The 22,208-nt window shown below is 60.9% G+C and carries 25 protein-coding genes and 3 pseudogenes; 19 read left to right on the top strand and 9 right to left on the bottom strand.

Annotated features, from left to right (window positions below; translation table 11 throughout):
• Window positions 1-2 precede the first annotated feature (2 nt).
• Genes M0D66_RS26665 through M0D66_RS26675 form a run of 3 tightly spaced genes read left to right on the top strand, consistent with a single transcriptional unit; the run spans window position 3 to window position 3,149 of the window.
• Window positions 3-752, top strand: a complete 750-nt coding sequence (locus M0D66_RS26665; RefSeq protein ID WP_266212038.1) for a F0F1 ATP synthase subunit delta — start codon at window positions 3-5, stop codon at window positions 750-752.
• A gap of 1 nt (window position 753) precedes the next feature.
• Window positions 754-2,307, top strand: coding sequence for a F0F1 ATP synthase subunit alpha (locus tag M0D66_RS26670; RefSeq protein WP_266212080.1), 1,554 nt, complete (start codon window positions 754-756; stop codon window positions 2,305-2,307).
• Complete coding sequence (locus M0D66_RS26675; protein WP_266212039.1) at window positions 2,304-3,149, top strand: F0F1 ATP synthase subunit gamma; 846 nt, start codon at window positions 2,304-2,306, stop codon at window positions 3,147-3,149. The genes M0D66_RS26670 and M0D66_RS26675 overlap by 4 nt, the downstream gene beginning before the upstream one ends.
• Window positions 3,150-3,185: 36 nt before the next feature.
• On the opposite strand, the gene M0D66_RS26680 is transcribed toward M0D66_RS26675, so the two are convergent.
• Window positions 3,186-4,481, bottom strand: coding sequence for an NRAMP family divalent metal transporter (locus M0D66_RS26680; protein ID WP_266212081.1), 1,296 nt, complete (start codon window positions 4,479-4,481; stop codon window positions 3,186-3,188).
• A gap of 98 nt (window positions 4,482-4,579) precedes the next feature.
• Window positions 4,580-6,211 (bottom strand): oleate hydratase, encoded by a 1,632-nt coding sequence (locus M0D66_RS26685; protein ID WP_266212041.1) that lies wholly within the window; start codon window positions 6,209-6,211, stop codon window positions 4,580-4,582.
• A gap of 366 nt (window positions 6,212-6,577) precedes the next feature.
• Between M0D66_RS26685 and M0D66_RS26690 the strand changes: the two genes are divergently transcribed.
• The gene (locus tag M0D66_RS26690; protein WP_266212082.1) at window positions 6,578-7,411 is read left to right on the top strand and encodes a potassium channel family protein; all 834 of its coding nucleotides are present in this window, start codon (window positions 6,578-6,580) and stop codon (window positions 7,409-7,411) included.
• 80 nt (window positions 7,412-7,491) lie between these two features.
• On the opposite strand, the gene M0D66_RS26695 is transcribed toward M0D66_RS26690, so the two are convergent.
• A complete protein-coding gene (locus M0D66_RS26695; protein ID WP_266212042.1) occupies window positions 7,492-8,613 on the bottom strand; it encodes a PAS domain-containing sensor histidine kinase in 1,122 nt (373 codons plus the stop codon).
• Window positions 8,614-8,996: 383 nt separating this feature from the next.
• Between M0D66_RS26695 and M0D66_RS26700 the strand changes: the two genes are divergently transcribed.
• The 8 genes from M0D66_RS26700 to M0D66_RS26735 all read left to right on the top strand — a co-directional run bounded on the left by M0D66_RS26700 (window position 8,997) and on the right by M0D66_RS26735 (window position 14,479).
• Window positions 8,997-9,350 (top strand): hypothetical protein, encoded by a 354-nt coding sequence (locus M0D66_RS26700; RefSeq protein ID WP_266212043.1) that lies wholly within the window; start codon window positions 8,997-8,999, stop codon window positions 9,348-9,350.
• Between the two features lie 76 nt (window positions 9,351-9,426).
• Window positions 9,427-9,885 (top strand): universal stress protein, encoded by a 459-nt coding sequence (locus tag M0D66_RS26705; protein ID WP_266212044.1) that lies wholly within the window; start codon window positions 9,427-9,429, stop codon window positions 9,883-9,885.
• A 131-nt stretch (window positions 9,886-10,016) separates the two neighbouring features.
• A complete protein-coding gene (locus M0D66_RS26710) occupies window positions 10,017-10,763 on the top strand; it encodes a beta-ketoacyl-ACP reductase (RefSeq protein WP_266212045.1) in 747 nt (248 codons plus the stop codon).
• A 112-nt stretch (window positions 10,764-10,875) separates the two neighbouring features.
• A complete protein-coding gene (locus tag M0D66_RS26715) occupies window positions 10,876-11,916 on the top strand; it encodes a zinc-dependent alcohol dehydrogenase family protein (protein ID WP_266212046.1) in 1,041 nt (346 codons plus the stop codon).
• Between the two features lie 93 nt (window positions 11,917-12,009).
• Complete coding sequence (locus M0D66_RS26720) at window positions 12,010-12,660, top strand: BON domain-containing protein (protein ID WP_054037445.1); 651 nt, start codon at window positions 12,010-12,012, stop codon at window positions 12,658-12,660.
• A gap of 74 nt (window positions 12,661-12,734) precedes the next feature.
• On the top strand, window positions 12,735-12,971 hold the full coding sequence (locus M0D66_RS26725; protein WP_266212048.1) for a UDP-glucose 4-epimerase: 237 nt from the start codon (window positions 12,735-12,737) through the stop codon (window positions 12,969-12,971).
• A 197-nt stretch (window positions 12,972-13,168) separates the two neighbouring features.
• The gene (locus M0D66_RS26730; RefSeq protein WP_266212049.1) at window positions 13,169-13,858 is read left to right on the top strand and encodes a CBS domain-containing protein; all 690 of its coding nucleotides are present in this window, start codon (window positions 13,169-13,171) and stop codon (window positions 13,856-13,858) included.
• Window positions 13,859-14,002: 144 nt separating this feature from the next.
• Window positions 14,003-14,479 (top strand): universal stress protein, encoded by a 477-nt coding sequence (locus M0D66_RS26735; RefSeq protein ID WP_266212050.1) that lies wholly within the window; start codon window positions 14,003-14,005, stop codon window positions 14,477-14,479.
• A 74-nt stretch (window positions 14,480-14,553) separates the two neighbouring features.
• On the opposite strand, the gene M0D66_RS26740 is transcribed toward M0D66_RS26735, so the two are convergent.
• The gene (locus M0D66_RS26740) at window positions 14,554-14,895 is read right to left on the bottom strand and encodes a hypothetical protein (protein ID WP_266212051.1); all 342 of its coding nucleotides are present in this window, start codon (window positions 14,893-14,895) and stop codon (window positions 14,554-14,556) included.
• A gap of 337 nt (window positions 14,896-15,232) precedes the next feature.
• Between M0D66_RS26740 and M0D66_RS26745 the strand changes: the two genes are divergently transcribed.
• The 6 genes from M0D66_RS26745 (at window position 15,233) to M0D66_RS26770 (ending at window position 18,370) form a co-directional block, all read left to right on the top strand.
• Complete coding sequence (locus M0D66_RS26745) at window positions 15,233-15,832, top strand: hypothetical protein (protein WP_266212052.1); 600 nt, start codon at window positions 15,233-15,235, stop codon at window positions 15,830-15,832.
• A 30-nt stretch (window positions 15,833-15,862) separates the two neighbouring features.
• On the top strand, window positions 15,863-16,054 hold the full coding sequence (locus M0D66_RS26750) for a hypothetical protein (protein ID WP_266212053.1): 192 nt from the start codon (window positions 15,863-15,865) through the stop codon (window positions 16,052-16,054).
• Between the two features lie 126 nt (window positions 16,055-16,180).
• Window positions 16,181-16,456: a DUF1488 domain-containing protein gene (locus tag M0D66_RS26755; protein WP_266212083.1), complete on the top strand. Its 276-nt coding sequence runs from the start codon at window positions 16,181-16,183 to the stop codon at window positions 16,454-16,456.
• A gap of 37 nt (window positions 16,457-16,493) precedes the next feature.
• On the top strand, window positions 16,494-16,721 hold the full coding sequence (locus M0D66_RS26760) for a DUF3562 domain-containing protein (RefSeq protein WP_266212054.1): 228 nt from the start codon (window positions 16,494-16,496) through the stop codon (window positions 16,719-16,721).
• 1 nt (window position 16,722) lies between these two features.
• Window positions 16,723-17,709 (top strand): zinc-dependent alcohol dehydrogenase family protein, encoded by a 987-nt coding sequence (locus M0D66_RS26765; RefSeq protein ID WP_266212055.1) that lies wholly within the window; start codon window positions 16,723-16,725, stop codon window positions 17,707-17,709.
• A 235-nt stretch (window positions 17,710-17,944) separates the two neighbouring features.
• The gene (locus M0D66_RS26770) at window positions 17,945-18,370 is read left to right on the top strand and encodes an Hsp20/alpha crystallin family protein (RefSeq protein ID WP_266212084.1); all 426 of its coding nucleotides are present in this window, start codon (window positions 17,945-17,947) and stop codon (window positions 18,368-18,370) included.
• Window positions 18,371-18,607: 237 nt separating this feature from the next.
• Here M0D66_RS26770 and M0D66_RS26775 read toward each other — a convergent pair whose 3' ends face one another.
• Genes M0D66_RS26775 through M0D66_RS26785 form a run of 3 tightly spaced genes read right to left on the bottom strand, consistent with a single transcriptional unit; the run spans window position 18,608 to window position 19,857 of the window.
• Window positions 18,608-18,994, bottom strand: a complete 387-nt coding sequence (locus M0D66_RS26775; protein ID WP_266212085.1) for a CorA family divalent cation transporter — start codon at window positions 18,992-18,994, stop codon at window positions 18,608-18,610.
• Window positions 18,883-19,623, bottom strand: a complete 741-nt coding sequence (locus tag M0D66_RS26780; protein WP_266212056.1) for a CorA family divalent cation transporter — start codon at window positions 19,621-19,623, stop codon at window positions 18,883-18,885. The genes M0D66_RS26775 and M0D66_RS26780 overlap by 112 nt, the downstream gene beginning before the upstream one ends.
• Window positions 19,624-19,662: 39 nt before the next feature.
• On the bottom strand, window positions 19,663-19,857 hold the full coding sequence (locus M0D66_RS26785) for a ChaB family protein (RefSeq protein ID WP_266212057.1): 195 nt from the start codon (window positions 19,855-19,857) through the stop codon (window positions 19,663-19,665).
• Between the two features lie 159 nt (window positions 19,858-20,016).
• Between M0D66_RS26785 and M0D66_RS26790 the strand changes: the two are divergent.
• Window positions 20,017-20,307: pseudogene (locus M0D66_RS26790) on the top strand (acetyltransferase); the annotation flags it as partial.
• Here M0D66_RS26790 and istB read toward each other — a convergent pair.
• Together istB and M0D66_RS26800 are read right to left on the bottom strand one after the other, a co-directional pair.
• Window positions 20,259-21,049, bottom strand: a pseudogene (istB, locus tag M0D66_RS26795) (IS21-like element helper ATPase IstB). The pseudogenes M0D66_RS26790 and istB sit on opposite strands and share 49 nt — an antisense overlap.
• Before the next feature lie 39 nt (window positions 21,050-21,088).
• Window positions 21,089-21,612: pseudogene (locus M0D66_RS26800) on the bottom strand (IS21 family transposase); the annotation flags it as partial.
• Window positions 21,613-22,208: the final 596 nt, after the last annotated feature.

Genomic DNA, 22,208 nt, shown 5'->3' on the forward strand with positions numbered 1-22,208 from the left:
CCATGCGAATCGACTGGTCGACACTCCTGCTGCAGACCATCAATGCGCTGGTGCTCATATGGTTGCTGGCGCGCTTCCTGTTCCGTCCGGTCGCGGGCATCATCGCCGAGCGTCAGAAGGCGGCGCAAGCGTTGATTGCGGATGCCGACGCGGCGAAGCACGCGGCCGTCCTCGAGCGAGACGCGGCGGTTCACGAGACCCAGCGGCTTGTCGCCGCTCGCGCCGACGCCATGAAAACGATCGCTGCGGAAGCCGAGAACGAGAAGGCCGCGTTGCTGGCCACGGCGCACGCTGACGCGGACAGGCTGCGCGCAACAGCTACCGCCGAAACCGAGGCGGCGCGTGCGGAGCAGGGCAAGCTTGTCGCCGCCCGTGCGACGCAACTCGCCATCGATATCGCGACAAAACTGCTTGACCGGCTGCCTGAGAGTGCGCGGGTGAGCGGTTTCATCGGCGGTCTCGTCGACGGAATCGCCCAGTTGCCCGCGCAGGTTCGGACGGAACTCGGCGCAAACGGTGTCGCGCTTTCACTCTCCGCGCCGCGCACGCTGAGCCAGCAGGAACAAGAGAGCTGCCGCGCCGCGCTGACGACCTGTCTGAACCGGCCGGTATCCCTTCAGATCGAAGTCGACCCTTCTCTGATCGCCGGATTGGAACTGACGGCCGTCCATGCAGTGGTGCGCAACAGTTTCAAGGCCGATCTCGTGCAGATCAGCGCGGCGTTGCTGAGTGGCGATAATGCGCCCCGCTGACATGATCGACGATCCCTGGCTCGCGGACCAGCGCAACACACTCGCCCGAACGGTTGTGAAGCCGCACGCGCAGACGCTCGGACGCGTTGAACGGTTTGGCGATGGCATCGCATTTGTCTCGGGACTGCCGAATGCGGCCCTCAACGAACTGCTCCATTTCGAGAGCGGCGCGACCGGCTTTGCGCACACGCTGGATGCGGACGTCATCAGCGTTGTGCTGCTGGACGACGGCACCGCCGTTGAAGCGGGCTCTTGCGTGACCTGCACCGGCACTGTGCTGCAAGTGCCGGTTGGAGAAGGGCTGCTCGGGCGTGTGATCGATCCGCTCGGGCGACCGCTCGATCGCGACGATCCGATCGTTGCCGAGACGCGCATGCCGGTCGAACGGCCGGCGCCGGCGATCATCGAGCGCGATCTGGTCAGTGAACCCGTCGAAACGGGTGTACTTCTCGTCGATGCGCTGTTCGCGATCGGCCGCGGGCAGCGCGAGCTGATTATCGGCGATCGTGCGACGGGCAAGACCGCTTTAGCGATCGACACAATCGTCAACCAGAAGCATTCGGACATGATCTGCGTCTACGTGGCGATCGGCCAGCGCACAACCGCCGTGCAGCGGGTCATCGAATCAGTGCGTCAGTACGGAGCGCCCGAGCGCTGCATCTTCGTTGTCGCAGCCGCGGCGTCAGCGCCGGGATTGCAATGGATCGCACCGTTCGCCGGCTTCACGATCGCCGAGTACTTTCGCGATCGGGGGCAGCACGCACTGGTTGTTGTCGACGACCTCAGCAAGCATGCCGCGACGCATCGTGAACTGGCGCTGCTGACGCGCGAGCCGCCGGGGCGCGAGGCCTATCCTGGCGACATCTTCTATGTCCACGCCCGCTTGCTGGAACGCGCGGCGAAGCTGTCGGCCGGGCTGGGTGGCGGATCGCTGACCGCGCTGCCGATCGCGGAAACCGATATGGGCAACCTGTCCGCGTATATCCCGACCAATCTCATTTCGATTACGGACGGCCAGATCGTGCTCGATGCGGCGCTGTTCGCGGCAAACCAGCGTCCGGCCGTCGACGTGGGCTTGAGCGTCAGCCGTGTCGGCGGCAAGGCGCAACATCCGGCTTTGCGGGGCGTGTCGGGACGGCTGCGCCTCGATTACGCGCAGTTTCTGGAGCTGGAGATGTTCAGCCGCTTCGGTGGGCTGACGGATGCGCATGTCGCCGGCAAGATAGCCCGCGGGGAACGTATCCGTGCGTTGATCGCGCAGCCGCGCTTCAGCGCGCTAAGCACGCTCGAAGAGATCGCTCTATTGTCAGCATTGGCGGAAGGGGTGTTCGATTCAGTGCCGAGCGAAATTGTCGTGCAAGTGCGAACGCAACTGGCCGGACATCTGGCGAGCCAGCGCCTGCAAAGCCAGATCGCGGCGGGCTTTTCGCGGTCCTCGCGCATGCCATTGAGCGCCGACGTTCAAGCGGTGCTGGTTGCTGCAGTTAGCGAACTGGTGCAGCAGTTCGCGCCAGGAGCCGCTAGCGGCACGGCAAGCAGCGCGAACACGCCATGAGCGGAAAACTCGCCGAAATCGAGTCGCGCAGCGCGACCGCCCGGCAACTGGACGCCGTTATTGGGGCGATGCGCGGCATTGCGGCAGCACGTTCGCGCGAAGCCCAACGGCGGTTGCCGGGGATCCGTTCGTCGGCCTCGACAGTGGGCGCTGCGATTGGCGCCGCGCTGGCCCACGCTTCGGGGGAACCTGCGCGCGTGCGGGAGCACGGCGCGCGGATCGTCATCGCGCTGTGCGCGGAGCAGGGTTTCGTCGGCTCGTTCAACGAGCAGATCATCGACCACGCATTGTCCCGTCTGACGTCGGCGCAGTGTGAGTTGCTGCTCGTTGGTACCCGCGGCGAAATTGTGGCAAATGAACGCAGGCTGCCGTTCGCCTGGAGTTCTCCCGCGGCCTCCCATGCCGACGACGTACCGTCGCTCGCAAGCCGGATCACGGACGCGCTCTATGCGCGTCTTGGCAATCGAGGCGTGACCCACGTCTCGGTCATTCACGCAGTGCCGGGCATCGCGGCGCACTGTGAGATCGTCGAACACAGTCTGATTCCGTTCGATTTCTCGCGATTTTCCATTGAGCGGCGCAGCCAGCCACCGTTACTCACATTGTCCGCCGGCCGTCTGCTTGCGGGACTGGTCGAAGCCTACGTGTATGTCGAGTTGTGCGAGGCATTGATGCTGTCGTTCGCTGCCGAAAACGAGGCACGCGTGCGCGCGATGCTGGCCGCGCGCGCCAATGTGAAGGAGACCCTTGCCGACCTTACGCAACGCTACCGGCAGGTTCGTCAGGACGAGATCACGGCCGATATCGTGGAGCTCGCGGCGGGTGCCGGGGCCGGCGTTTGAATAGTTCTGGAAGGGAAGCAAAGGCGATCGGACTGTCTAAGACGGCAGCAGCATCAGGACAGCGGCCACGCCCATCACCAGCGTAGCGATCGAGCCGAGAACGACGAGCGGCCGGCTGGCGGTGAACGCGCCCATGACCGACTTTCTGGACACGAGGATCAGAATCACGACCATCAACGGCACGGCCACGACGCCGTTGATGACCGCGCTCCAGAACAAAGCCTTCATCGGACTGATCGGCGAATACTGGATGGCGAGTGCCGCCAGCACGCTGACGGCGATGATGGCGTAGAAACCGCGTGCATCCCGGACCTTACGCTCCAGACCTTCGCGCCATCCCATCGCCTCGGAGAGCGCATAAGCGCCGGAGCCGGCGAGCACCGGCACGCCGATCAGGCCGACACCGAGGATACCCAGCGCAAAAAGGATGTAGGCAAAATTGCCGGCAAGCGGCCGCAGCGCGCTCGCGGCTTGCGCTGCGGTGGTGATGTCGGTCACACCGGCTACATGCAGCGTGACGGCGGTTGCCAGAATGATGAAAAAAGCCGTGACGTCCGAATAGAACATGCCGGTCCAGGTGTCCCAGCGAATGCGGCGAAGCTCTGTGGGCGCCGCTCCCGCGTCATTCACTAGCGCGGCGCTGCCGCCATTCGCCTGCATCTCTTCGACTTCTTCGGACGCCTGCCAGAAAAAGAGGTAAGGGCTGATCGTCGTGCCGAACACGCCAACGATCACCGCCGCCGCGTTGGCGTTCAGCGTAAGGTGCGGCCATAGCGTGCGCAGCGCGACTTCGCTCCACGGTACGTGAACCGTGAATAGTACGGCGGCGTAGGCGAGCAGCGAGACGGTCAGCCACTTCAGAAAGAAGACGTACCGGTGGTAGGGGACAAATACCTGCAACAGCAGTGTTCCGAACACGAAGCAGGCCGTCATCAGATGGCGGTCGATGCCGCTCACGAGTTCCGCGACTTCACCCATGGCGGCGACGTCGGCAGCGATATTCAGGACATTGGCGACGAGCAACAACAACACGACACCCTGAAGCACGACCGGCGGAAATGCGCTCTTGATGTTGGCGGCGAGTCCTTTGCCGGTTACCCGGCCAAGGTTCGCGCACATAGCCTGGACGGCTGCCATCAACGGGAAGGCGAGCGGCATCGTCCAGAGCATGTTCAGGCCGAACTGCGCGCCTGCCTGCGAATAGGTGGCGATGCCGCTCGGATCGTCATCGGCGACACCGGTGATGAGGCCCGGGCCGACGCGTGCGAGCGGATGCTCCTTCAGACGTCCAAGAAGCGCGCGAAAGCTTTTGGTCTGCGGCGGCCGGTCGATGTCCACTACATTACCTCGCTGAAAGACGTTGACACGGTTTTCTTGGAGAGCGGCGCACCTTGGCCGCACGGTTCTAGCGGGAAGCAGGATAGCGAGCGCTAGCGGTCACGCAACGCTGAAAACGCCTTGTACACGATTCGCGGATCGTGCTGGCCTTTGTAGACGTCTGGCGCGGCAAGATCGAGTCCGAGTAACGCGTACACCGCGTTCTGCGCTGAACGAACCGAGTATTCGACGGTGAAGACAACATCGTCGGGCAGCTCGCAGAACTGCCCCGTAAACGCAAGATTTTGCCAGCCGTCAGGGCTCACATGCGGCCGGTCGCCCTGGCTGCGTGGCATGAACTGGCTCGTGATGAACGGCATCAGGCAGGGAATGCTATTGGCGTGTTCGAGAATATGCGCTGCTTCTGCTTCGATCCGCAAATGGCCAAGGATTTCGGTCAAAATTTCGCGGCCGGTGCATGCCGACATGGGCTTCCCGACGAAATCGCCGGGCTGGTCGACCCGCAAGCCGTAGCCCCACAGCACCTGCACGTCCGCAGGCTGACCGATGAAATGCGGCTGATGCGGCAACACGATGGACGCGAGCCAACTTGACTCGGGAAAGGTAATCAGGCCACCTTCACCCGGCATATTGCCGGTCAGGTCGCGGATCAGCCGGAACAGCGCCGGGTCGCGCAACGTGACCGTGAACGACAGCCACTTCGACTCGTCGATATGATCCGCGAAAACGGAAGGGTGACCGAATTCGGGCCGGCCCGCGGCGATCGTCTTCCACAAGGGCCAGGCGCCTGTGCTGTCGACGGTAGTCAAAGGCGCGGGGTGGTCCATGCTGCCGAGGCTGGAGCCGGCGGTCATCGATCCGAGTGTGACGACGACCTTGTCTGCTGTCGCGACCGGTATCTCGAGGCGCCGATGCGCGGTTTTACAGACAATGCCACGGACGCGGTTCTCCGCGCCGCTTTCGTCGAACAGCAGATCGGTCACCTGGATGTTCGGCCGGAACGCAACGCCATGTTCGTCCAGCCAGCGGCGCAGTGGCAGGATCATCGAATCGTACTGGTTGTAGACCGTGCGCATGATGCCGTGCAACTGGTTGAATCCGGAGGACATATGGGCGAAGCGCAGGAGATAGCGCCGGAACTCGACCGCGCTATGCCACGGCTGGAACGCGAACGTCGTACACCACATCAACCAGAAATTGGTTTCGAAGAAAGATGCGTCGAAGTGATCGGAAATGCGGCTGTTGCCGAGCATGACTTCTGGTTCAATCGACAGGCGTCCCAACGTCAGCAGGTCATGTTCATCCAACCCGTAAGCGGGGGTATCTTCGCGTTTTCCGTTTCTGACGAGACGCGACCTGGACGAGGTGCTGATGGTTTCGTTCCATTCGAATATTTCCTGCGTGACGCTTTTGCTGCCGTCCAGCGCCGGTATCGATGAGAAAAGATCATAGGTGCACAGATACTTGCTTTCTAGCATGCGGCCGCCGCGCACGACGTAGCCGCTTTCCGCCGAACCCGAGCCGTCGAGGCTGCCGCCAGGTTTGTCGAGCGCTTCCAGAATCGTGATGTCGCAACCGCGTACGTGCCCATCGCGGATAAGGAAGGCCGCTGCCGCTAATGAAGCGATGCCGCCACCGACGAGGTAGAACTTGCCGTCCTCTGCATCGTAGCTATCAACTTCAGCGGTGAGGGACCGTTCGGGAGTCGGGCCAGAGTTTTGCACGTCGATGTTCCTTTTAATGTTCGTCGCCATCCGAATGTCGCGGGCTGCCCGAATGCGCACACTGGAGGTCGATCCAACATACCCGCGGCGCTGGCGTTCCGATTGAGTTGGATCAAGCAGCGGTCATCAGGGCGTGCCCGATTGCCTTACATCGCGCGATCTGGTTCGCGTGCTGCTGGCGTTTGCAGGCTTTGTGTCGGCACATCTCGCTACCTTATGATCCGTATCAAAGTCTGTCGGGGCCGAACTCATACGCTGGAGCAGCAAGTGGCGTTTTTCCGATTACCGAAGCGGCGATGTCATGAACGGGCGCCGGACGGGATTGGCGTCGCGATTGAGCGTTGTAACCTCGGAGGCGTTGGCGAGATGAACGATGGTTTTCGCGTAGCCGGCTTGGGTGGTGTCGATCCGCATGACGACGCACGGGCGGTGCGCACATGGCGGTGGTTGCAGTGGATCCTGTTTGGCTCCAGCCTGCTCGCTATTCCCGCCTTTTATCTCGAACTGGCCGTTGACTCGCCCATGCTTCATCAGATGGGCCGGGCGTTATACGTGTGCATGGTGGCCGGCTTCGCCGTTTCACTGGCCTGGATGGTGCATCTGAGCCACAAACCCAGGCGGTTTCTCATGCGAAACCGCTATGACGTTCTGATCGCGATTGGAGCCGCGACCAGCGTCGCATGGGGTGTCTCTTCCTGGTCGTCACTCGAGTGGGTTCTGCGTATTCTGTTTATGGGCCTGGTGGCGGCGCGAATAGTGGTGTCGCTGCGCGGATTCTTCACGCCCAACCGATTGTTTCTGCTGCTGGTAACGGCAGCGGCTCTGCTTGCTTCGGCGGGAGCCGGGTTTTACTGGCTCGAGCCGGGCGTGCATACCTACGCCGAGGGCGTCTGGCTCGCGTTCGAAAGCAGTGCAACAGTCGGATACGGAGACATGGCGCCGACTACCCCGGCATCGCGCGTCTTTGCCGCTTTCGTCGTGTTGCTCGGCTATGGTCTGCTATCGCTGGTGTTCGCCAGCATTGCAGCCATTTTCGTCGAACAGGAAGAGCGTCTGCTGCGCCGTGAGATGCATCGTGATATCAAGACTTTGCAAGCGGAAATCGCCTCACTGCGCAGAGAAGTAGGCAGCCTGGGCGCGAAGGCGCATGACGATGAAGGCCCCGGTGAGCGAGATCCAACTTCCGGCGCACACGACTAATCCATGTGGATCCGCTGCCGTGCGAATCCGCGCAGACAGAATGACGCATACACCGCTGGCGGATCCAGACGGAAATCACCTTAGCGTGTTCGTGCCTGGTCTGACTGGATCGCGCTTAGCGGAATATGAGCTGCAATCCGGAAACCGGCGCCCGGCGCGCTATCTATCAGAACGAAGCCGCCAAGCTGACGCGCGCGCTCGCGCATGCCAAGCAGACCGAACGAGCGTGGTTTGCGCTCGCCGTCGATCTCGGCGCCGTGGCCGTCATCTTCAATGCGTACCGTGCAGGTATCCGCGCTCGCGGAAATGGCAATCCGCACTTCGTTTGCGTGGGCATGCCTCGCCACGTTTGTCAGCGCTTCCTGCACGATGCGGAAAATCGCGGTGGAGGCAGATTCCGTGAGTGTGGCATCGTCAACGTGAACCTGAACGGTGGTCTTCACGTCGTAGCGATGCGTGAAGTCGCCAGCAAGCCACTCAAGCGCAGCGGCCAGACCGAGGTCGTCCAGCATCGGCGGGCGCAAGTTGGAGGCGATCCGCCGCAGCGATGCCATCATGGTGTCGATCTGCCGTTGCAGGTCGCCCGTTGCGGCGAGCGCGGCAGGGCTCTCGTTGCTGGCTGTCAGTTGTCCTTCCAACGCCGCAATGCCCATTTTTAGCGCCGTGAGTTGCTGGCCCAGATCGTCGTGCAATTCGCGGGCGATGCGTTTTTGCTCGTCTTCGCGCGTACTCTGAATCTGCGCGGATAGCTCGATGGCATGCTCGAGTTCGGCAAGCCGCACGCGTTCGGTCATATCGCGCGTGACCTTGGCAAAGCCGAGTAACGCGCCGGACGGGTCATAGACCGCGGTGATCGTGACGTCCGCCCAGAAACGCGATCCGTCCTGGCGTACGCGCCAGCCCTGATCTTCCGCTCTGCCGCGCGCCGCAGCAAGGGTCAGTTCACGGCCCGGCTTGTCCGCGGCGACGTCTTCCGGCGTATAGAAGAGCGAAAAATGGCGCCCGACGATTTCGTCGGCGGAATACCCTTTGATCTTCCGGGCGCCGTTGTTCCAGCTCGCTACACGGCCCGCCGGATCGAGCATGAAAATCGCGTAATCCTGTACAGCATCGATCAGTAACTGATAGCGATCCTCCACTGGGACGTCGGAGTCGTTTGGCGTGCCAGTTTTGCGCTTCGCATCGTTCCATTCGAAATCCACCGGCATCTCCAGACGAACGTTGTAAGCCACCGATGACCGGCGGGACAGCGTAGCCCTGCTAGCTTACGCTGTTTGCCGGCTGGCGGCCGAAAGCTCGGAACATGTGGCAGCCCGGTGTGCAGCTAGCAATGCGTTGACACAAGTCAATTGTCACGCGCCGTTCGCGCCGATCATTCAATCATGCCGCCAAGCATACGTGGCTATCGGGGCGACCCGATTACGAAGAGTTGTAAGCCCGAGGGCCGCGCACAACCGACGAATGAAACTGAAGTTCCGCAAAGAAGCCGTGGAATCAACAGCGTCGCCGGACATTGCCGGCAACGATGTACCGCCGATCTTCCTGTAGTCGCGAAAGAGGCCGGCCTCACCAGAGAAATCGCGGCATGTCTGGGAGAACAGAGATGGGTGTCGGTATGCAAATCGTGTATCTCGGCTTTGCCGGGACGTCGCAGATCGAGGGCGAGGCGGCTACCCAGCTGGTGCGCCTCGAACGGTTCAGCAGGTCTATCGCGGGTTGTCACCTGGCGATCGAGGCTATTCGTGAACGGTCGGGAGTTGCCGGAGCCAGCGCGCCCGCTGCCGAGATTCGCCATCCGGTTTTCGACGCACGGCTTGACCTGATCATGCGTAACGGAGAACTCGTCCCGATCGAGCATTGCCTGAATGTCGATCCAAACATAGCGGTCCGGACCGCATTCGATGTCGCTGAGCGGAAACTCGACCGACGCCCGGGTTAATCACGGCGTCAGGAAAGCTTGTGTCCGTTGCGGCGCTATGCCTGTCTTTCCTGTCGCCTCAATGAGGAGGGGAGTCATGTACGCAAATATTCTGGTGGCAGTGGACGGCAGTGAAGCGTCGAAGTATGCGGTGAACGAAGCCATCCGGATCGCCAAGCTGTCGGGCGGCAAGCTGACGGCGGTCTATGTGCTGGACCAGTCCGCGGCGTTCACGTACGCGGGTGCCTGCGATCCGCATCTGCTGACCGACTCGGCGCGGCAGGTCGGACGCGGGTTCCTCGACAAGGCTTGCGCAAAGATGCAGAAGTTCGCCGTGACGGGTGATGCCGAGATCATCGAGACGCAAGGTATCGGCGAGGACGTTGCCACTTGCCTCGCTCGCTGCGCCGCTCAGTTCCGTGCGGACCTCGTCGTGATGGGCACGCATGGGCGGCGCGGCATGCGCCGCATGGTGATCGGCAGTGTCGCGGAGCGGTTCGTGCGGCAGTCGACGTGTCCCGTGTTGCTGATCAGGGAGGCCTGGACCGGTGCCTGAATGTCGTTCTGGCAGGCGTGGTGGCTGTTCACTTTCAACATGTGCCGCGGAGCGCCGCACGTTTGATACACATCAATCGGTCTCTGGGAGCGACGCGTAGATTGAATGAACTTCAACGCAAGGAGAACACCATGTCGGCTAAGCGAGTCGCCTTTGTCACAGGCGGAATGGGCGGGCTCGGCGCCGCCATCAGTCGGCGCTTGCATGATGCCGGCATGGTCGTTGCCATGTCGCATTCCGAGCGCAACGACCACGTCGCCACCTGGCTCATGCATGAACGCGACGCTGGGCGCCGCTTTCAGGCATACGAGGCCGACGTGACTGACTTCGACTCATGCGCACATTGCGCCGAACGCGTGCTCAACGAGTTTGGCACGATCGATGTTCTTATCAACAATGCAGGCATCACGCGCGATTCGACCTTCGCCAAGATGAACAAGGAAGATTGGGATGCGGTGCTGCGCACCGATCTCGACTCACTGTTCAATATGACCAAGCCATTGCTAAAGGGAATGGTCGAGCAACGGTTCGGACGTGTCGTCAATATCGGTTCGGTGAACGGCGCTCGCGGTGCATTCGGCCAGACCAATTATGCGGCGGCCAAGTCTGGAATTCACGGCTTCACGATGTCGCTTGCACTGGAGGTCGCGAAACATGGCGTGACGGTCAACACCGTGTCGCCCGGCTATCTGGCGACTGCGATGACCGCCGCGATTCCCACGGACGTCATGGACACAAAAATATTGCCGCAAATTCCGGTTGGCCGGCTGGGTCAGCCCGATGAGATCGCCGCGCTCATCGCGTTTCTCTGTTCGGACGACGCGGGTTTCGTCACGGGCGCAGATTTCGAGATCAGCGGCGGCATGCATATGCGATGACTTTGGAAGGCTGCACGATGGTGCGCTTGGAAGACACGCATCAGCGGATACGGCGTTCACGGCCTCAAAGTTTGTCATTCAGCACGCTAGTTTCGATTAACGGAGGCAGTACATGAAAGCGCTTGTGTATCACGGTCCCGGCAAGAAATCACTCGACGAACGGCCCGTTCCGCAGCTCGTTGCGCCTACCGATGCCATCATCAAGATGACACGCACGACGATTTGCGGCACCGATCTGCACATTCTGAAAGGCGATGTGCCGACCTGCGAGCCGGGGCGCGTACTCGGCCATGAGGGGGTCGGAGTCGTGCAGCAGGTCGGCTCGGCGGTCTCGTCGTTCAAGCCGGGCGATCGGGTGTTGATCTCGTGCATTTCGTCGTGCGGCAAATGCGATTATTGCCGGCGGGGCATGTATTCACACTGCACTACCGGCGGCTGGATTCTCGGTAACAGGATCGATGGCACGCAGGCCGAATATGTGCGTATTCCGCACGCCGACACCAGCCTGTACCCGATTCCCGCCGGTGCCGACGAAGAGGCACTGGTGATGCTGTCGGACATCCTTCCAACCGGTTTCGAGTGTGGTGTTCTGAATGGCAAAGTGCAGCCCGGCAGCACGGTGGCGATCGTCGGGGCGGGACCGATCGGTCTTGCGGCGTTGCTGACCGCCCAGTTCTATTCGCCCGCACAGATTGTGATGATCGATCGCGATCCGAACCGTCTTGAAGTCGCGCGCCGCTTCGGCGCGACTGCATGTATCGACATTGGCCACGCCGATCCGGTTTCCGAGGTAATGAAGCTGACGGAGCAGACGGGGGTCGATTGTGCGATCGAGGCGGTTGGCATACCCGCAACGTTCGAGCTGTGCGAGGCGATAGTCGCACCCGGCGGCGTGATCGCGAATGTCGGCGTGCACGGCGTCAAGGCCGATCTGCACCTCGAAACGCTGTGGGATCGCAACATCGCAATTACGACGCGCCTCGTCGATACCGTCAGCACGCCGATGCTGCTAAAGACCGTTCGGGCCGGCCGCATCGATCCGGCGAAACTCATTACACACCGCTTCCAGCTCGAGGATGTCGCCAGTGCGTACGACACGTTCAGCCGCGCGGCCGAGACGCAAGCGCTGAAGGTCATCATTGAGGTCGCCTAGGCCGCGTCGCTTCGGCACCGCGTCGCGCAGGCGGCTGCACGCAGAGGTGCTCCGTATTTTTACAAGCCGTTGCAACCTATCAAGGAGCAGGCAATGAAGTCGGACACGGAATTGAAACGGCAGGTCGAAGACGAACTCGTCTGGGATCCGGCAGTTGATATCACGGATATCGGCGTTGAAGTGCGTGACCGTGTGGTGACGCTGTCCGGGCACCCAACCAGCTACGCTGAGAAACTCGCGGCGGAAAAGGCTGCACAACGGGTGGCCGGCGTGAAAGCGGTCGTGGTAGAGATGGACATCCGCTTGCAGCATGCGGACGTACGGACCGATGAGGACATCGCCAATGCCGTTCGTACCATTTTGCGCTGGACCGTCGGTCTGTATGAAGACGTTGTCAAGGTTCAGGTGGAGAAGGGCTGGGTGACTTTGAGCGGCGAGGTGGATTGTGCCTATCACAGCCATGTCGCCACGCGGACCGTTTCGCACATGCGCGGTGTGACGGGCGTGTCGAACATGATGCGTATCGGCGGTGACGCCGCCGCGCAGGATATCGGCAAGCAGATTAGCGAGGCGCTCCAGCGTCATGCCGAACGCGAGGCAAAACACATCGCTATCAAGGTACATGAAGGCACGGTAACGCTGACGGGTAAGGTCGATTCCCTCGCCGAGCGGTCGGCCGTGCGCGGGGCGGCATGGTCGGCGCCGGGCGTGCATGCGGTCGTCGACGATCTGACGGTTGGCTAACTTGCCGCGAGGGGCCAGGCGCGCCTCGTTAGGGCGGCTTGGGCTTCGCGCGGCCGAGCAAACAGGAGTGACTCATGGCACTTTCGGGTAACGTCTGCGACAGCGATTGGTCGGTGTCGGCGGTCGCGCATCGGGCAGAAGGCGGCTTCGACTGCGTGATCCAGCTTAGCCACAATACGCCTGAGGGCGTTTTCAAACACGAGTTCATACACAGCAGTATTTTCCCGTCCGAGTGTGACGCGGTGCTCGCCGGGTTGCGCGAAGGCATGGTCTGGGTGCAGCTCAAGATGTCGAAGACGCTATCGGTTTAGCCGCGAGAATGATCCATGTCAAATGGCAGGACCGCTTCCGCGCATAACCTGAATACACACGAAGCCAGATCGCCTGTCGAATGTCACGGCGCCTCGCGCCTACGATATGGCAAGCGACTGCACTACCTGCCAGCGCAGTGTAGCGACGATCTGGCCTCGCCGGGAAATCAGGAATGAGACCGTTCAGGAGACTAGCCATGCGTGCATCCGATGTAATGACCAGCAACGTGATATCCGTCATGCCTGACATGACCGTGCGCGAAGTTGCCAGAATTTTTGTCGATAAACGAATCAGCGGCGCGCCCGTTATAGATGCGGAAGGGCACGTCGCAGGCATGATCAGCGAAGGCGATCTGCTGCGCCGGGTAGAACTCGGCACCGACGCACATCAGCGTTCGTCGTGGCTTGAGCTTTTTTCGTCGACTGATGACGCCAGGGACTACATCAAGACACATGCGCCGAAAGTTAGAGACGTGATGACTGTCGAAGTCGTTTCCGTGAGCGAAGACACGCCTCTGGGCGAAGTGGCCGGCATTCTGGAAAAACGGCATATCAAGCGGGTTCCCGTGACCAGGGCGGGTCGGCTTGTCGGTATCGTGAGCCGTGCCAATCTGGTTCAGGCATTGGCCAGTATTCCCGAAGAGCCGGTGGCGGACGAGGTCCTCTCGGATGCGGATATCCGTGCGACGCTGATGGGCGAGCTGGCCGGCCACAAATGGGCCTTCGCCGGACGCAACATTGTCGTGAACGACGGCGTTGTGCACCTGTGGGGCATCTTTCACTCGATGGAGGCAGTCGAGGCCGTTCGCGTTGCGGCAGAGAGCATTCCCGGCGTGAAGCGGGTGGAAGACCATACGGAACCTTATCCGGTGATGCCGGGAATATAAAAGGTCTGGCACGAAGGGTCTCGGTCCGGCAGCCTCGTGATCGAGGCGTGCGATTCTCAGGGCATAGGACCATGTATCGCAGGATCGCGTTGGCCGTGTCGAGACGTCGAGGGGGCTTCCCGCAAGGTCTATGAGGACCAGGTCATGTATCAGAAAATTGTCGTGGCTCTGGATGGCAGCGACTCATCCAGATGGGCGCTGTACGAAGCGCTCGAATTTGCTCAGATCACGCAAGCGCGGCTTCACGCGGTTTATGTCGTTCAGCCCTGGTGCATGTCCCGGTACGCGGGCTATTTCGATCCGGACGAGCTTCGCAAAGTGCTACGCGAAGACGGCCGCATTGCCCTCGAGGAGGCGCGCCGCGCTATGGCTGAGCGTGGCGTGCCCGGTGACACCGAGATCGAGGAGACCAAGGATGCAGCGGACGATGTCCCTCACTGCCTCGCGCGTTGCGTGCAACGCCAGGGTGCCGGCCTGATGGTGATGGGCACGCAAGGCCGGCATGGGATAGCGCGATCGTTGCTGGGCAGCGTTGCGGAAGGGTTCTTGCGGCGCGCAGAAGTTCCGGTGCTTCTGGTCAGGCTCCCACAGGATCTGGACGAGATACCTTCTGGCCTGTGAGCCGCCGTCACCGCGCCGTCACTGCCCTTGATGTTCGGTTGCCGACGCGCGCGCGATGGTGACATTCTCAGAATCTAGGCGGCGCGCAGTGGTTCCGCTGGCGCTGGACTGTGTTCGGTCTTCGCAGAGGAAAACGCGCCGTCTAGCGTAGAGAGCACTGGCAAAGTAGCCTGTAAGGCTTGAGCGATGGAGACCGAAAGTCGATATCGGTTGAGCTCGCTGGGTTTGCCGGTGACATCGAAAGTGCTGTAGCCCATCCTGGTGCTGCCATCGTCCGAATAGTCGCCCGTGTCTGCGATCAGAAGACTGACGATGGGCTTACCCGCCTTCCCGGCATCATCTGCCAGACACAGGTAAATCCGTTCGAAGAGATCGGGACATTGGCCGGATCGGTCCAGCTTCAACGTTGTGGCCATGATCGGTCGACGGACGACTTCATACCGGCTTACCTAGTCGGATTCAAGCCGCGGAGGCGACTTGGCGGCTACGTGACGATCCGGGATGCAGACGATCTGCGGTTGCAGGTTGCGCCGTTGGATCGATAGGTCACATCTTCACGAGAGGCGCTATTGGTGCTCTTGAGCTAGATCAAGAAAGCGGGTCATCCGCGCTAACTACCAACCGGTGCAATTAACACCGGGCGCGGTTGACCTTGGTCAATTCTGGCGGCGAACCTGCGCATAGACTGGTTTCCACGATATACGCAGGTGGGTGGCCCTTTAGTCGGTCATGGGGTCCGCTGACTAGCGATAAATGACCGGGACCATTTTGCGGCACCGCAGTCGGTTATTGCTATCTGTCCGCCTGTTCTCGCGGGATTCCTTGCTGCGCTGGCGAACTGTCAGGGCGAACATCGATTCAACCAATTTGGGCGTTGAGCGAGCTGATATGAAATGCATCCGCCTGCCGGTCGACTTGATCAAGGCGCTATTCCTGCTGACGACGGTCAGTCTTGCGGCCTGTACCACGGCAAGCCAGATGGTTGCGTTCCGGAACACCGAAACGCAGCTTGAAGAGGCACGAGAACAGGCCTGGGTGACCTGTAGTTCACGCGCGGCGTGCGATCGGATATGGAACAGCACGCGGCTTTATGTGGAGCTTTACTCGAGAACGCCGATCAGCCGCCTCAACGATTCGCTCATCGAGACCGAAGTACCCCACGAATCGGGCATTGCCTATTTCTGGGCCGAGCGAACCACCGATGTGCGCGGGACGACGACAATCCGGCTAAAGGGCATGTGCCGCGGCATGTACGCGAGCAATGGCGATCCGGCGTGGACTTACGGAATATGCGCGAACCAGATCGGGCGTGCCGAGATGGGTTTTCGCGGAGTGGTAGGCGAAGTGCAGTGACGGTCACGATATTTCCTTAAGGAGAGACTTATGCATGCCATCGACGTGATGACCCCAGCGGTTGTGGTTGCAGCACCTGGCGAACTCAGCAATCGTCGTTGGGCGCAGCCCAGTCAGAATGTGATTGTCAAGCAAGGCATCGTGCATTTGTGGGCCGTTGTCCAGTCGGAAGAAAAACGACGTGCAATCTGTGTCGCAGCGGAGAGCGTGCATGGGGTCTAGGCAGTCAGGAGCTACATTGAATTTCCCATGGCTTTGCCAGCAATGTAGGAACACCTCCATTGTGCAGTCGCTCGGCCTTGCCGGGCAGGTGAGCATAGGGCCGCATACGAACCGAGGTACGACATGATGCACATCACTTTTCCTCAGGAGCGCCCGCAGTATGGCGGGCCGGATCCCGTTCTGGTGTTCCCTGCCGTGATCAATGGTGAACGGATCCGGTGCGCGATCACGGCTGAAGCGCTGGAAGATCATTTCAGCGCTGCATCGCTGCGCGAAGACGACCTGATCGGTGCGTTCGAGGCCCATCGGCGTGCGATCGAACACGCCGCGCAGCGGATGCTGGGTGAACTCGGCGGCAAGCCGGTCCTGTTGCATAGCGGCTATTTCCGTTTCTGCGAGTGATCTGCGCGCCGTATCTTTTCCCACGGGGAGTTCCGTCATGCCTCGCGATAAACTGTTGGTTCCGCTGCTTGAGATCGCACAAGGGACGGCACTGAGCGAAGACGATCTGGCACGTATGGTAGGCGATGAAATCAGTCGTCTGTCGGCCGGTGCGCGTGTTCGCGACTATATTCAGGTGATTGCGATCACGTGCGTAGCGGACAAAGTGAGGCAGACCGCCTCCCGCAACCGTGCCAACGGCAATCATCGCGGAAGGGAGGGGTGAGATGCGCGCAATGGTATTCGATGACACCGGAGGGCCACTGCGCGACATGCAGCTTCCTGATCCTGTGCCGGCTGCAGGCCAGTTGCTGATCGATGTCCACGCATGCGGTATTTGCCGTACCGACCTGCATCTGATTGACCACGAACTGCCCCATCCAAAGCGGCCGGTGATCCCGGGGCATGAAATCGTCGGCATTGTTGCGGCAGTGGGGCCGGGAGTAAGCGGCTTCAGTATGGGGGAACGGGTCGGCGTGCCATGGGTAGGCCATACTTGCGGCCACTGCCGTTACTGTCTCTCCGGTCGCGAGAATCTGTGCGATGAACCGGGTTTTACCGGGTATACGATCGATGGCGGTTACGCCGAGCTCACGGTTGCAGACAGCCGTTACTGCTTTCATCTGCCTGACCGATATTCGGACGTGGAAGCGGCGCCGCTGCTGTGCGCGGGACTCATCGGCTATCGGACTCTGGCCATGGCAGGCGACGCGCAACGGATCGGCATCTACGGCTTTGGTGCAGCCGCGCATATCGTCGCCCAGGTCGCGCTTCATCAAGGGCGCACAGTTTATGCCTTCACGCGTGACGGCGACGTGGCGGCTCAACAGATCGCGCTGCGGCTCGGCGCGACGTGGGCCGGCAGCAGCAACGAAGCGGCGCCGGACGAACTCGACGCCGCGCTGCTATTCGCTCCAGTCGGCGCGCTCGTGCCGATCGCCCTGAAGGCAGTGGTGAAAGGCGGCATTGTGGTGTGCGGCGGAATTCACATGAGCGACATCCCGTCTTTTCCCTATGACTTTCTATGGGGCGAGCGTCGCGTGGTGTCGGTGGCGAATCTCACGCGGGAAGACGGGCTTGTGTTTATGCGTCTGGCCGCCGAGATTCCGCTCGACATAGAAACGACGCGTTATCCGCTGGGTGAGGCCAACCAGGCGCTCGCCGATCTGCGCGAGGGAAAGCTGACGGGGGCTGCGGTGCTGGCAATCCGCTAACGGGATCGCCAGGCACGAATTTGTGCAAGCGCTTGCCTGTCGATCACGCGGCGCTCTGGTAACCAACCGCGTCCCAGCCGCTCGTCTGCCGATGGGTCGTATCGCTGCGAACAACGTGCTCTACCGGAGTCTCCCGGTGCAGGCGGATCAACAACGGTTTCCAGTACGTCGCGCGCTGAAACGCGCCAAGCGGCACGTCCGTATCGAAAGCAACCGTCAAAGCGGCGTCGTCGGCTTGACGCGTTATGAGCCGTACTCGATAGAAGCGGTACCGGATCTGTTTCATGGTTTGTTCCGCCCCCTGCGCGGCATCGCAACGGGCGATGACGCACCGCTGGCGGACATGAAGCTCGATGTGAAGGAAAACGACACGGCGTACATGGTTAAAGCAGAACTGCCGGGCGTCGATAAAAAGGACATCGACGTGAAGATCGACGGCAACACCGTATCGATTAGCGCGAAGGTGGAGCGCAACAAGGAATTGAAGGAAGGCGAGCGGGTCCTGCGACGCGAGCGTTATTCGGGCGCAATCAGCCGGTCGTTCTCGCTGGCGAGCGATGTTGATGAAGCGACGGCGGCGGCGCTGTATCAGGACGGCGTGCTGTCGCTGACCTTGCCGAAGAAAGCGGCTTCGTCACAGAAGCGGCTGGAGATCAGCTAGCTCAATATCAGCTGGCTATACGGGGCCCGGTGCGAGTAGGGCGACGCACCTTGGCTTATTGAAGGCCATTCCGCGGACCTCGGGTTGCTTATTCCAAAGGCTGCCAGGCAGCCTCTCGATCTCAAGCGTGCTGCCCGCCCGGCAATCCGACGTTCTGCGCGATCGCGCCGGGACATGGCGCCTATGCGCGCAAAATGAGCCACGTCCGCTTCTTTGCCATTCGCGAGTTGATGTGCATCAGTCACTTCGTGGGCGGAAAATCAGCCAGGCGGCCACGCTAGTCAACAGCAGCGCGATAAGAGCGACGATCCAGAATCCATGGCTGTCGTATTTCAACGGCAAGCCACCTATGTTCATACCCAGCAAACCGGAGATCAGGTTGACCGGCAGCGCGATAACCGTAACGGCGGTGAGAATCAGCACGCTGCGGTTCGTGTGCTCGGCGACCCGGTCGGCGATTTCCTCTTCGAGCAACTTAATGCGCTCCTGAAGTCCGGCCATATCAAGCACCGTCAGGGAAAATGCTTCGGCGGACTGTCTGAGCGATTGGGCGTCTTCTTCCACAACCCAGTGCGGCGGCCGATTGACGAGTCGGAAAAGCGCGGCGGGTTCAGGTGCCAGCAGACGCCGCAGGCGCACCAGATCGAGGCGAATGCCACCGAGGTCGAACGGGTTGGCAGTTTGCCGGCCAGCAGCGTTTCATCCACGTCGTTGGCGGCTTGCGCTGCCGTGCGCACAATGCCGACGAGTACCTCCGCCTGTTCCTGCAACAGATGGATCAGGAGTGCCATGGGACTGGGGAAGGTTTCCCCTGCCTCGATTGCCTGTCTCAACTGGCCGACCGAACGCAGCGGGGAACTGCGCACGCTTAACAGACAGCGAGCTCCGACGTTCACCCAGAGCGTCGCGATCTTGAGTGACTTCTTCCGCTCAAAGTCGTATTCGACGTCGTTTAGAACTGCGATGAGTGTCTGGTAGACATGCGTAATTCGTGTTGAGCGAGAGCCTTCCTTAAGGGTATCGCCGAACGCCTCGGGTAGTTGCACATGTTTAAGCGGCCAACCCTCCAGTACAGTAGGGATGTCGTGAAAATGCAGCCAGATGAATTCCGTACTACTGTCGTCACGATGTCTCAACCATTCAATGGCTGTGTTCGCGTCAATCTCGCGGCCCACGCCGTTCGCCGAGAACAGATAGCCGCGGTCCAAAGGGAAATGACCGGTGTTGTGCGCCGGCAGAAGTTCGGAGGCCATTCAATCCTCCATTCTGCCGCAGCCCTGATCTCGCGGCACTCATGTATCGGCTTGCTTGATGTATGCGCGCTTGATGGTGGCCCAGGTAATCCGGTGCGCGACTTTTTCCTGACGTGACTCTCCGGTGTGCGCTGCATACGCGTGGTTGAACGCGCTGCGACAGATGTTTTGCGCGTGCTCAGGAAGATGATTGCGCACGGGCACGGGCAAATCGGCATTGAAAAAGTAGGGCATCGGTGTTCGGGGTGGGAAGGCAGGCTGGCTATGATCGGGATTGACTATGGCCAGACTAGGCTCGCGCAGAGGTTAGTGATTGACATGGGTCAAGAGCCTGGACCTTCTGCGGACTATCGTGCGTGAAACGATTCCTGAAACCAGATCTGGTGAAAGTGTATGAAGCATTACGATGTGTTCAATGGCGACGCCGATGGAATTTGCGCTCTGCACCAACTGCGCCTCGCGAAGCCATTGCAATCCTTGCTGATAACGGGTGTCAAGCGCGACGTGGCGCTGCTCAGTCGCGTTCCTGTCAGGCGGAACAGTTCGGTGACGGTACTGGACATTTCTCTGGATACCAATCGGGCCGCGTTGCTTGCTTTGCTTGAGCGCGGAGTCAAGATTGAATACTTCGATCATCACTTTGTCGGCGTGATTCCCGAACATTCTGACCTGCGCACGTACATGCTGCTATGGCGGAAACGGTAGCTTTCGTTGCCGGTCTCCACGATGTGGTACTGATGCGTCAGCCGGTCCAGCAATACCGTGGTCATCTTCGCGTCGCCGAACACAAAAGACCATTCGGAGAAGTCCAGATTCGTCGTCACCGCAGCGCTTGTGTGCTCGTACAGGCAACTCAGCAGATGGAAGAGTAACGCTCCGCCGATCTGGCTGAAGGGCAGATACCCGAGTTCGTCCAGAATGACCAGGCCAAGGCGCAGCAGGCTCGCCGCGATCCGCCCAGCCCGTCCCTGCGGCTTTTCCTGCTCCAGTGCGTTGACCAGGTCTACGGTCGAGTAGAAGCGCACCCGTTTGCCGTAGTGCGTGATGCCGGACACGCCGATGGCGGTCGCCAGATGTGTTTTGCCCGAGCCCGCTCCGCCGACCAGAACCAGGTTGTGCGCGCCCTCGGTGAACGTCATGCTGGCCAGTTGCATGACCAGTTGGCGATCGACCGGCGAACCGTCGAAGTTGAAACCGGCCATATCGCGATGCACCGGAAACTTCGCCGCGTTCATCTGGTGGCTGACCGAGCGCACGACCCGATCGGCACATTCGGCCTGCAGAAGCCGTTCGAGCAGCCACTGCGAAGACACCACCTCGGCGTTACCCTGTTCGAGCAGTTCGGCCAAGCTAGCGGCAATGCCATGCCATGCCATGCCATGCCATGCAGCCGCAACTGCCTGAGTTCGACGATCAGATCACGCATGACCGGCCTCCCGCGGCTGTAGTGCCGCACGCAGCCCGACGTATCGGCCAGCGGCGGTGTTGCCAGTTGCAACGCTGTATCGATCTTCGGCGGCATCTGCACGCTACGCATGCGCGACAGCAAGTTCGACTGCAATTACTACGGCATCCAGACCGCTTTCCGGTACCAGCGCCAGAACCTTCGCCATTACCCGGTCACCACCTGGCTCGCGTAGTAACGCCAGACGCAGGCGTTGTATTGGCTTGGGCATATCTTGGAACGGAGCACCGTTGCGCAACGCACCGGGCTTGCGCTGGATCGACGGGATGTAATGCGGCCAGTCGCCCGTGTTCGGCCACCACGGCATCATCGCCCACAACCACAACCATAACCACAACACGGCCCGAATAGAGCTGCGTGCCGAGCATCTGGCCTGCAAATTCGCATGGCACTCAGTAGCGGTTGCGGGCAATCATCACCAGGCAGGTCGACGAGACCCGTGCTGCGCGCTCAACATAGCCGTCAAACTGTGTCGGCATTGGCATCAGATGGGTGCGCTCCTGCTCGAACACGTCGACGACGCTCAGGTCACGGCCGCACAGTGCGCGTTCCAGGTCCTGCACCGAGCTTCGAAGCACTTTGAGCGCAATCCACTGGGGAATCAGTTCGTTTTCCCGTTCCATCAACCGCACCCGAGGTTCGCTTGGCAACACGTACGTGTTGGGGAAGTATCGATAGAGTGCAAAGGGCGTGAGCCCCGGGGGCTCGCATACCAGACTGGTGGATAGCCGCTCGATTCCGACGCCCACCAATGTCTGCGCGGTGACGGCGAGGATGCGCTCGTAGGTTTCGGTTGCGCGCTGCTGTTCCGGCTGTTTCTTGATCGCGAGCGGTGGCTGCACCCGCTTCGCGGGTTTGGAGGTGAGCGCTGTTTTCTTCGCAGTGGCCACTGAAGATGCGTTACCGGTCGCGACTGCTCCGCCGGCATGTTTGGCCATGAAATAGCACCGATGACTACATCCGCCTGTCGCAGCTTCAATTAGCGATTCGCTTTCTACATGCGCCGGCGCCGTCTTCCACGCGGAGCGCGATCAACCGCGCAGCAACCCGTCCCCACTAACCATTCCTGTTCGCCAAGCCGAACTTCGCATTTTTTGTCATTGACATACGATAGTTATGA

This window comes from Paraburkholderia sp. SECH2 (genome assembly GCF_030464795.1).
Classification (GTDB): domain Bacteria; phylum Pseudomonadota; class Gammaproteobacteria; order Burkholderiales; family Burkholderiaceae; genus Paraburkholderia; species Paraburkholderia aspalathi.

Excerpts from the sequence above, each read along its gene's own strand:
- M0D66_RS26730 (WP_266212049.1), top strand. The coding sequence starts at position 13,169 with ATGCGTGCATCCGATGTAATGACCAGCAACGTGATATCCGTCATGCCT.
- M0D66_RS26675 (WP_266212039.1), top strand. The coding sequence starts at position 2,304 with ATGAGCGGAAAACTCGCCGAAATCGAGTCGCGCAGCGCGACCGCCCGG.
- M0D66_RS26760 (WP_266212054.1), top strand. The coding sequence starts at position 16,494 with ATGCCTCGCGATAAACTGTTGGTTCCGCTGCTTGAGATCGCACAAGGG.
- M0D66_RS26710 (WP_266212045.1), top strand. The coding sequence starts at position 10,017 with ATGTCGGCTAAGCGAGTCGCCTTTGTCACAGGCGGAATGGGCGGGCTC.
- M0D66_RS26670 (WP_266212080.1), top strand. The coding sequence starts at position 754 with ATGATCGACGATCCCTGGCTCGCGGACCAGCGCAACACACTCGCCCGA.
- M0D66_RS26740 (WP_266212051.1), bottom strand. The coding sequence starts at position 14,895 with ATGGCCACAACGTTGAAGCTGGACCGATCCGGCCAATGTCCCGATCTC.
- M0D66_RS26785 (WP_266212057.1), bottom strand. The coding sequence starts at position 19,857 with ATGCCCTACTTTTTCAATGCCGATTTGCCCGTGCCCGTGCGCAATCAT.
- M0D66_RS26705 (WP_266212044.1), top strand. The coding sequence starts at position 9,427 with ATGTACGCAAATATTCTGGTGGCAGTGGACGGCAGTGAAGCGTCGAAG.
- M0D66_RS26765 (WP_266212055.1), top strand. The coding sequence starts at position 16,723 with ATGCGCGCAATGGTATTCGATGACACCGGAGGGCCACTGCGCGACATG.
- M0D66_RS26690 (WP_266212082.1), top strand. The coding sequence starts at position 6,578 with ATGAACGATGGTTTTCGCGTAGCCGGCTTGGGTGGTGTCGATCCGCAT.
- M0D66_RS26745 (WP_266212052.1), top strand. The coding sequence starts at position 15,233 with ATGACCGGGACCATTTTGCGGCACCGCAGTCGGTTATTGCTATCTGTC.
- M0D66_RS26750 (WP_266212053.1), top strand. The coding sequence starts at position 15,863 with ATGCATGCCATCGACGTGATGACCCCAGCGGTTGTGGTTGCAGCACCT.
- M0D66_RS26755 (WP_266212083.1), top strand. The coding sequence starts at position 16,181 with ATGCACATCACTTTTCCTCAGGAGCGCCCGCAGTATGGCGGGCCGGAT.
- M0D66_RS26700 (WP_266212043.1), top strand. The coding sequence starts at position 8,997 with ATGTCTGGGAGAACAGAGATGGGTGTCGGTATGCAAATCGTGTATCTC.
- M0D66_RS26665 (WP_266212038.1), top strand. The coding sequence starts at position 3 with ATGCGAATCGACTGGTCGACACTCCTGCTGCAGACCATCAATGCGCTG.
- M0D66_RS26735 (WP_266212050.1), top strand. The coding sequence starts at position 14,003 with ATGTATCAGAAAATTGTCGTGGCTCTGGATGGCAGCGACTCATCCAGA.
- M0D66_RS26780 (WP_266212056.1), bottom strand. The coding sequence starts at position 19,623 with ATGGCCTCCGAACTTCTGCCGGCGCACAACACCGGTCATTTCCCTTTG.
- M0D66_RS26725 (WP_266212048.1), top strand. The coding sequence starts at position 12,735 with ATGGCACTTTCGGGTAACGTCTGCGACAGCGATTGGTCGGTGTCGGCG.
- M0D66_RS26720 (WP_054037445.1), top strand. The coding sequence starts at position 12,010 with ATGAAGTCGGACACGGAATTGAAACGGCAGGTCGAAGACGAACTCGTC.
- M0D66_RS26715 (WP_266212046.1), top strand. The coding sequence starts at position 10,876 with ATGAAAGCGCTTGTGTATCACGGTCCCGGCAAGAAATCACTCGACGAA.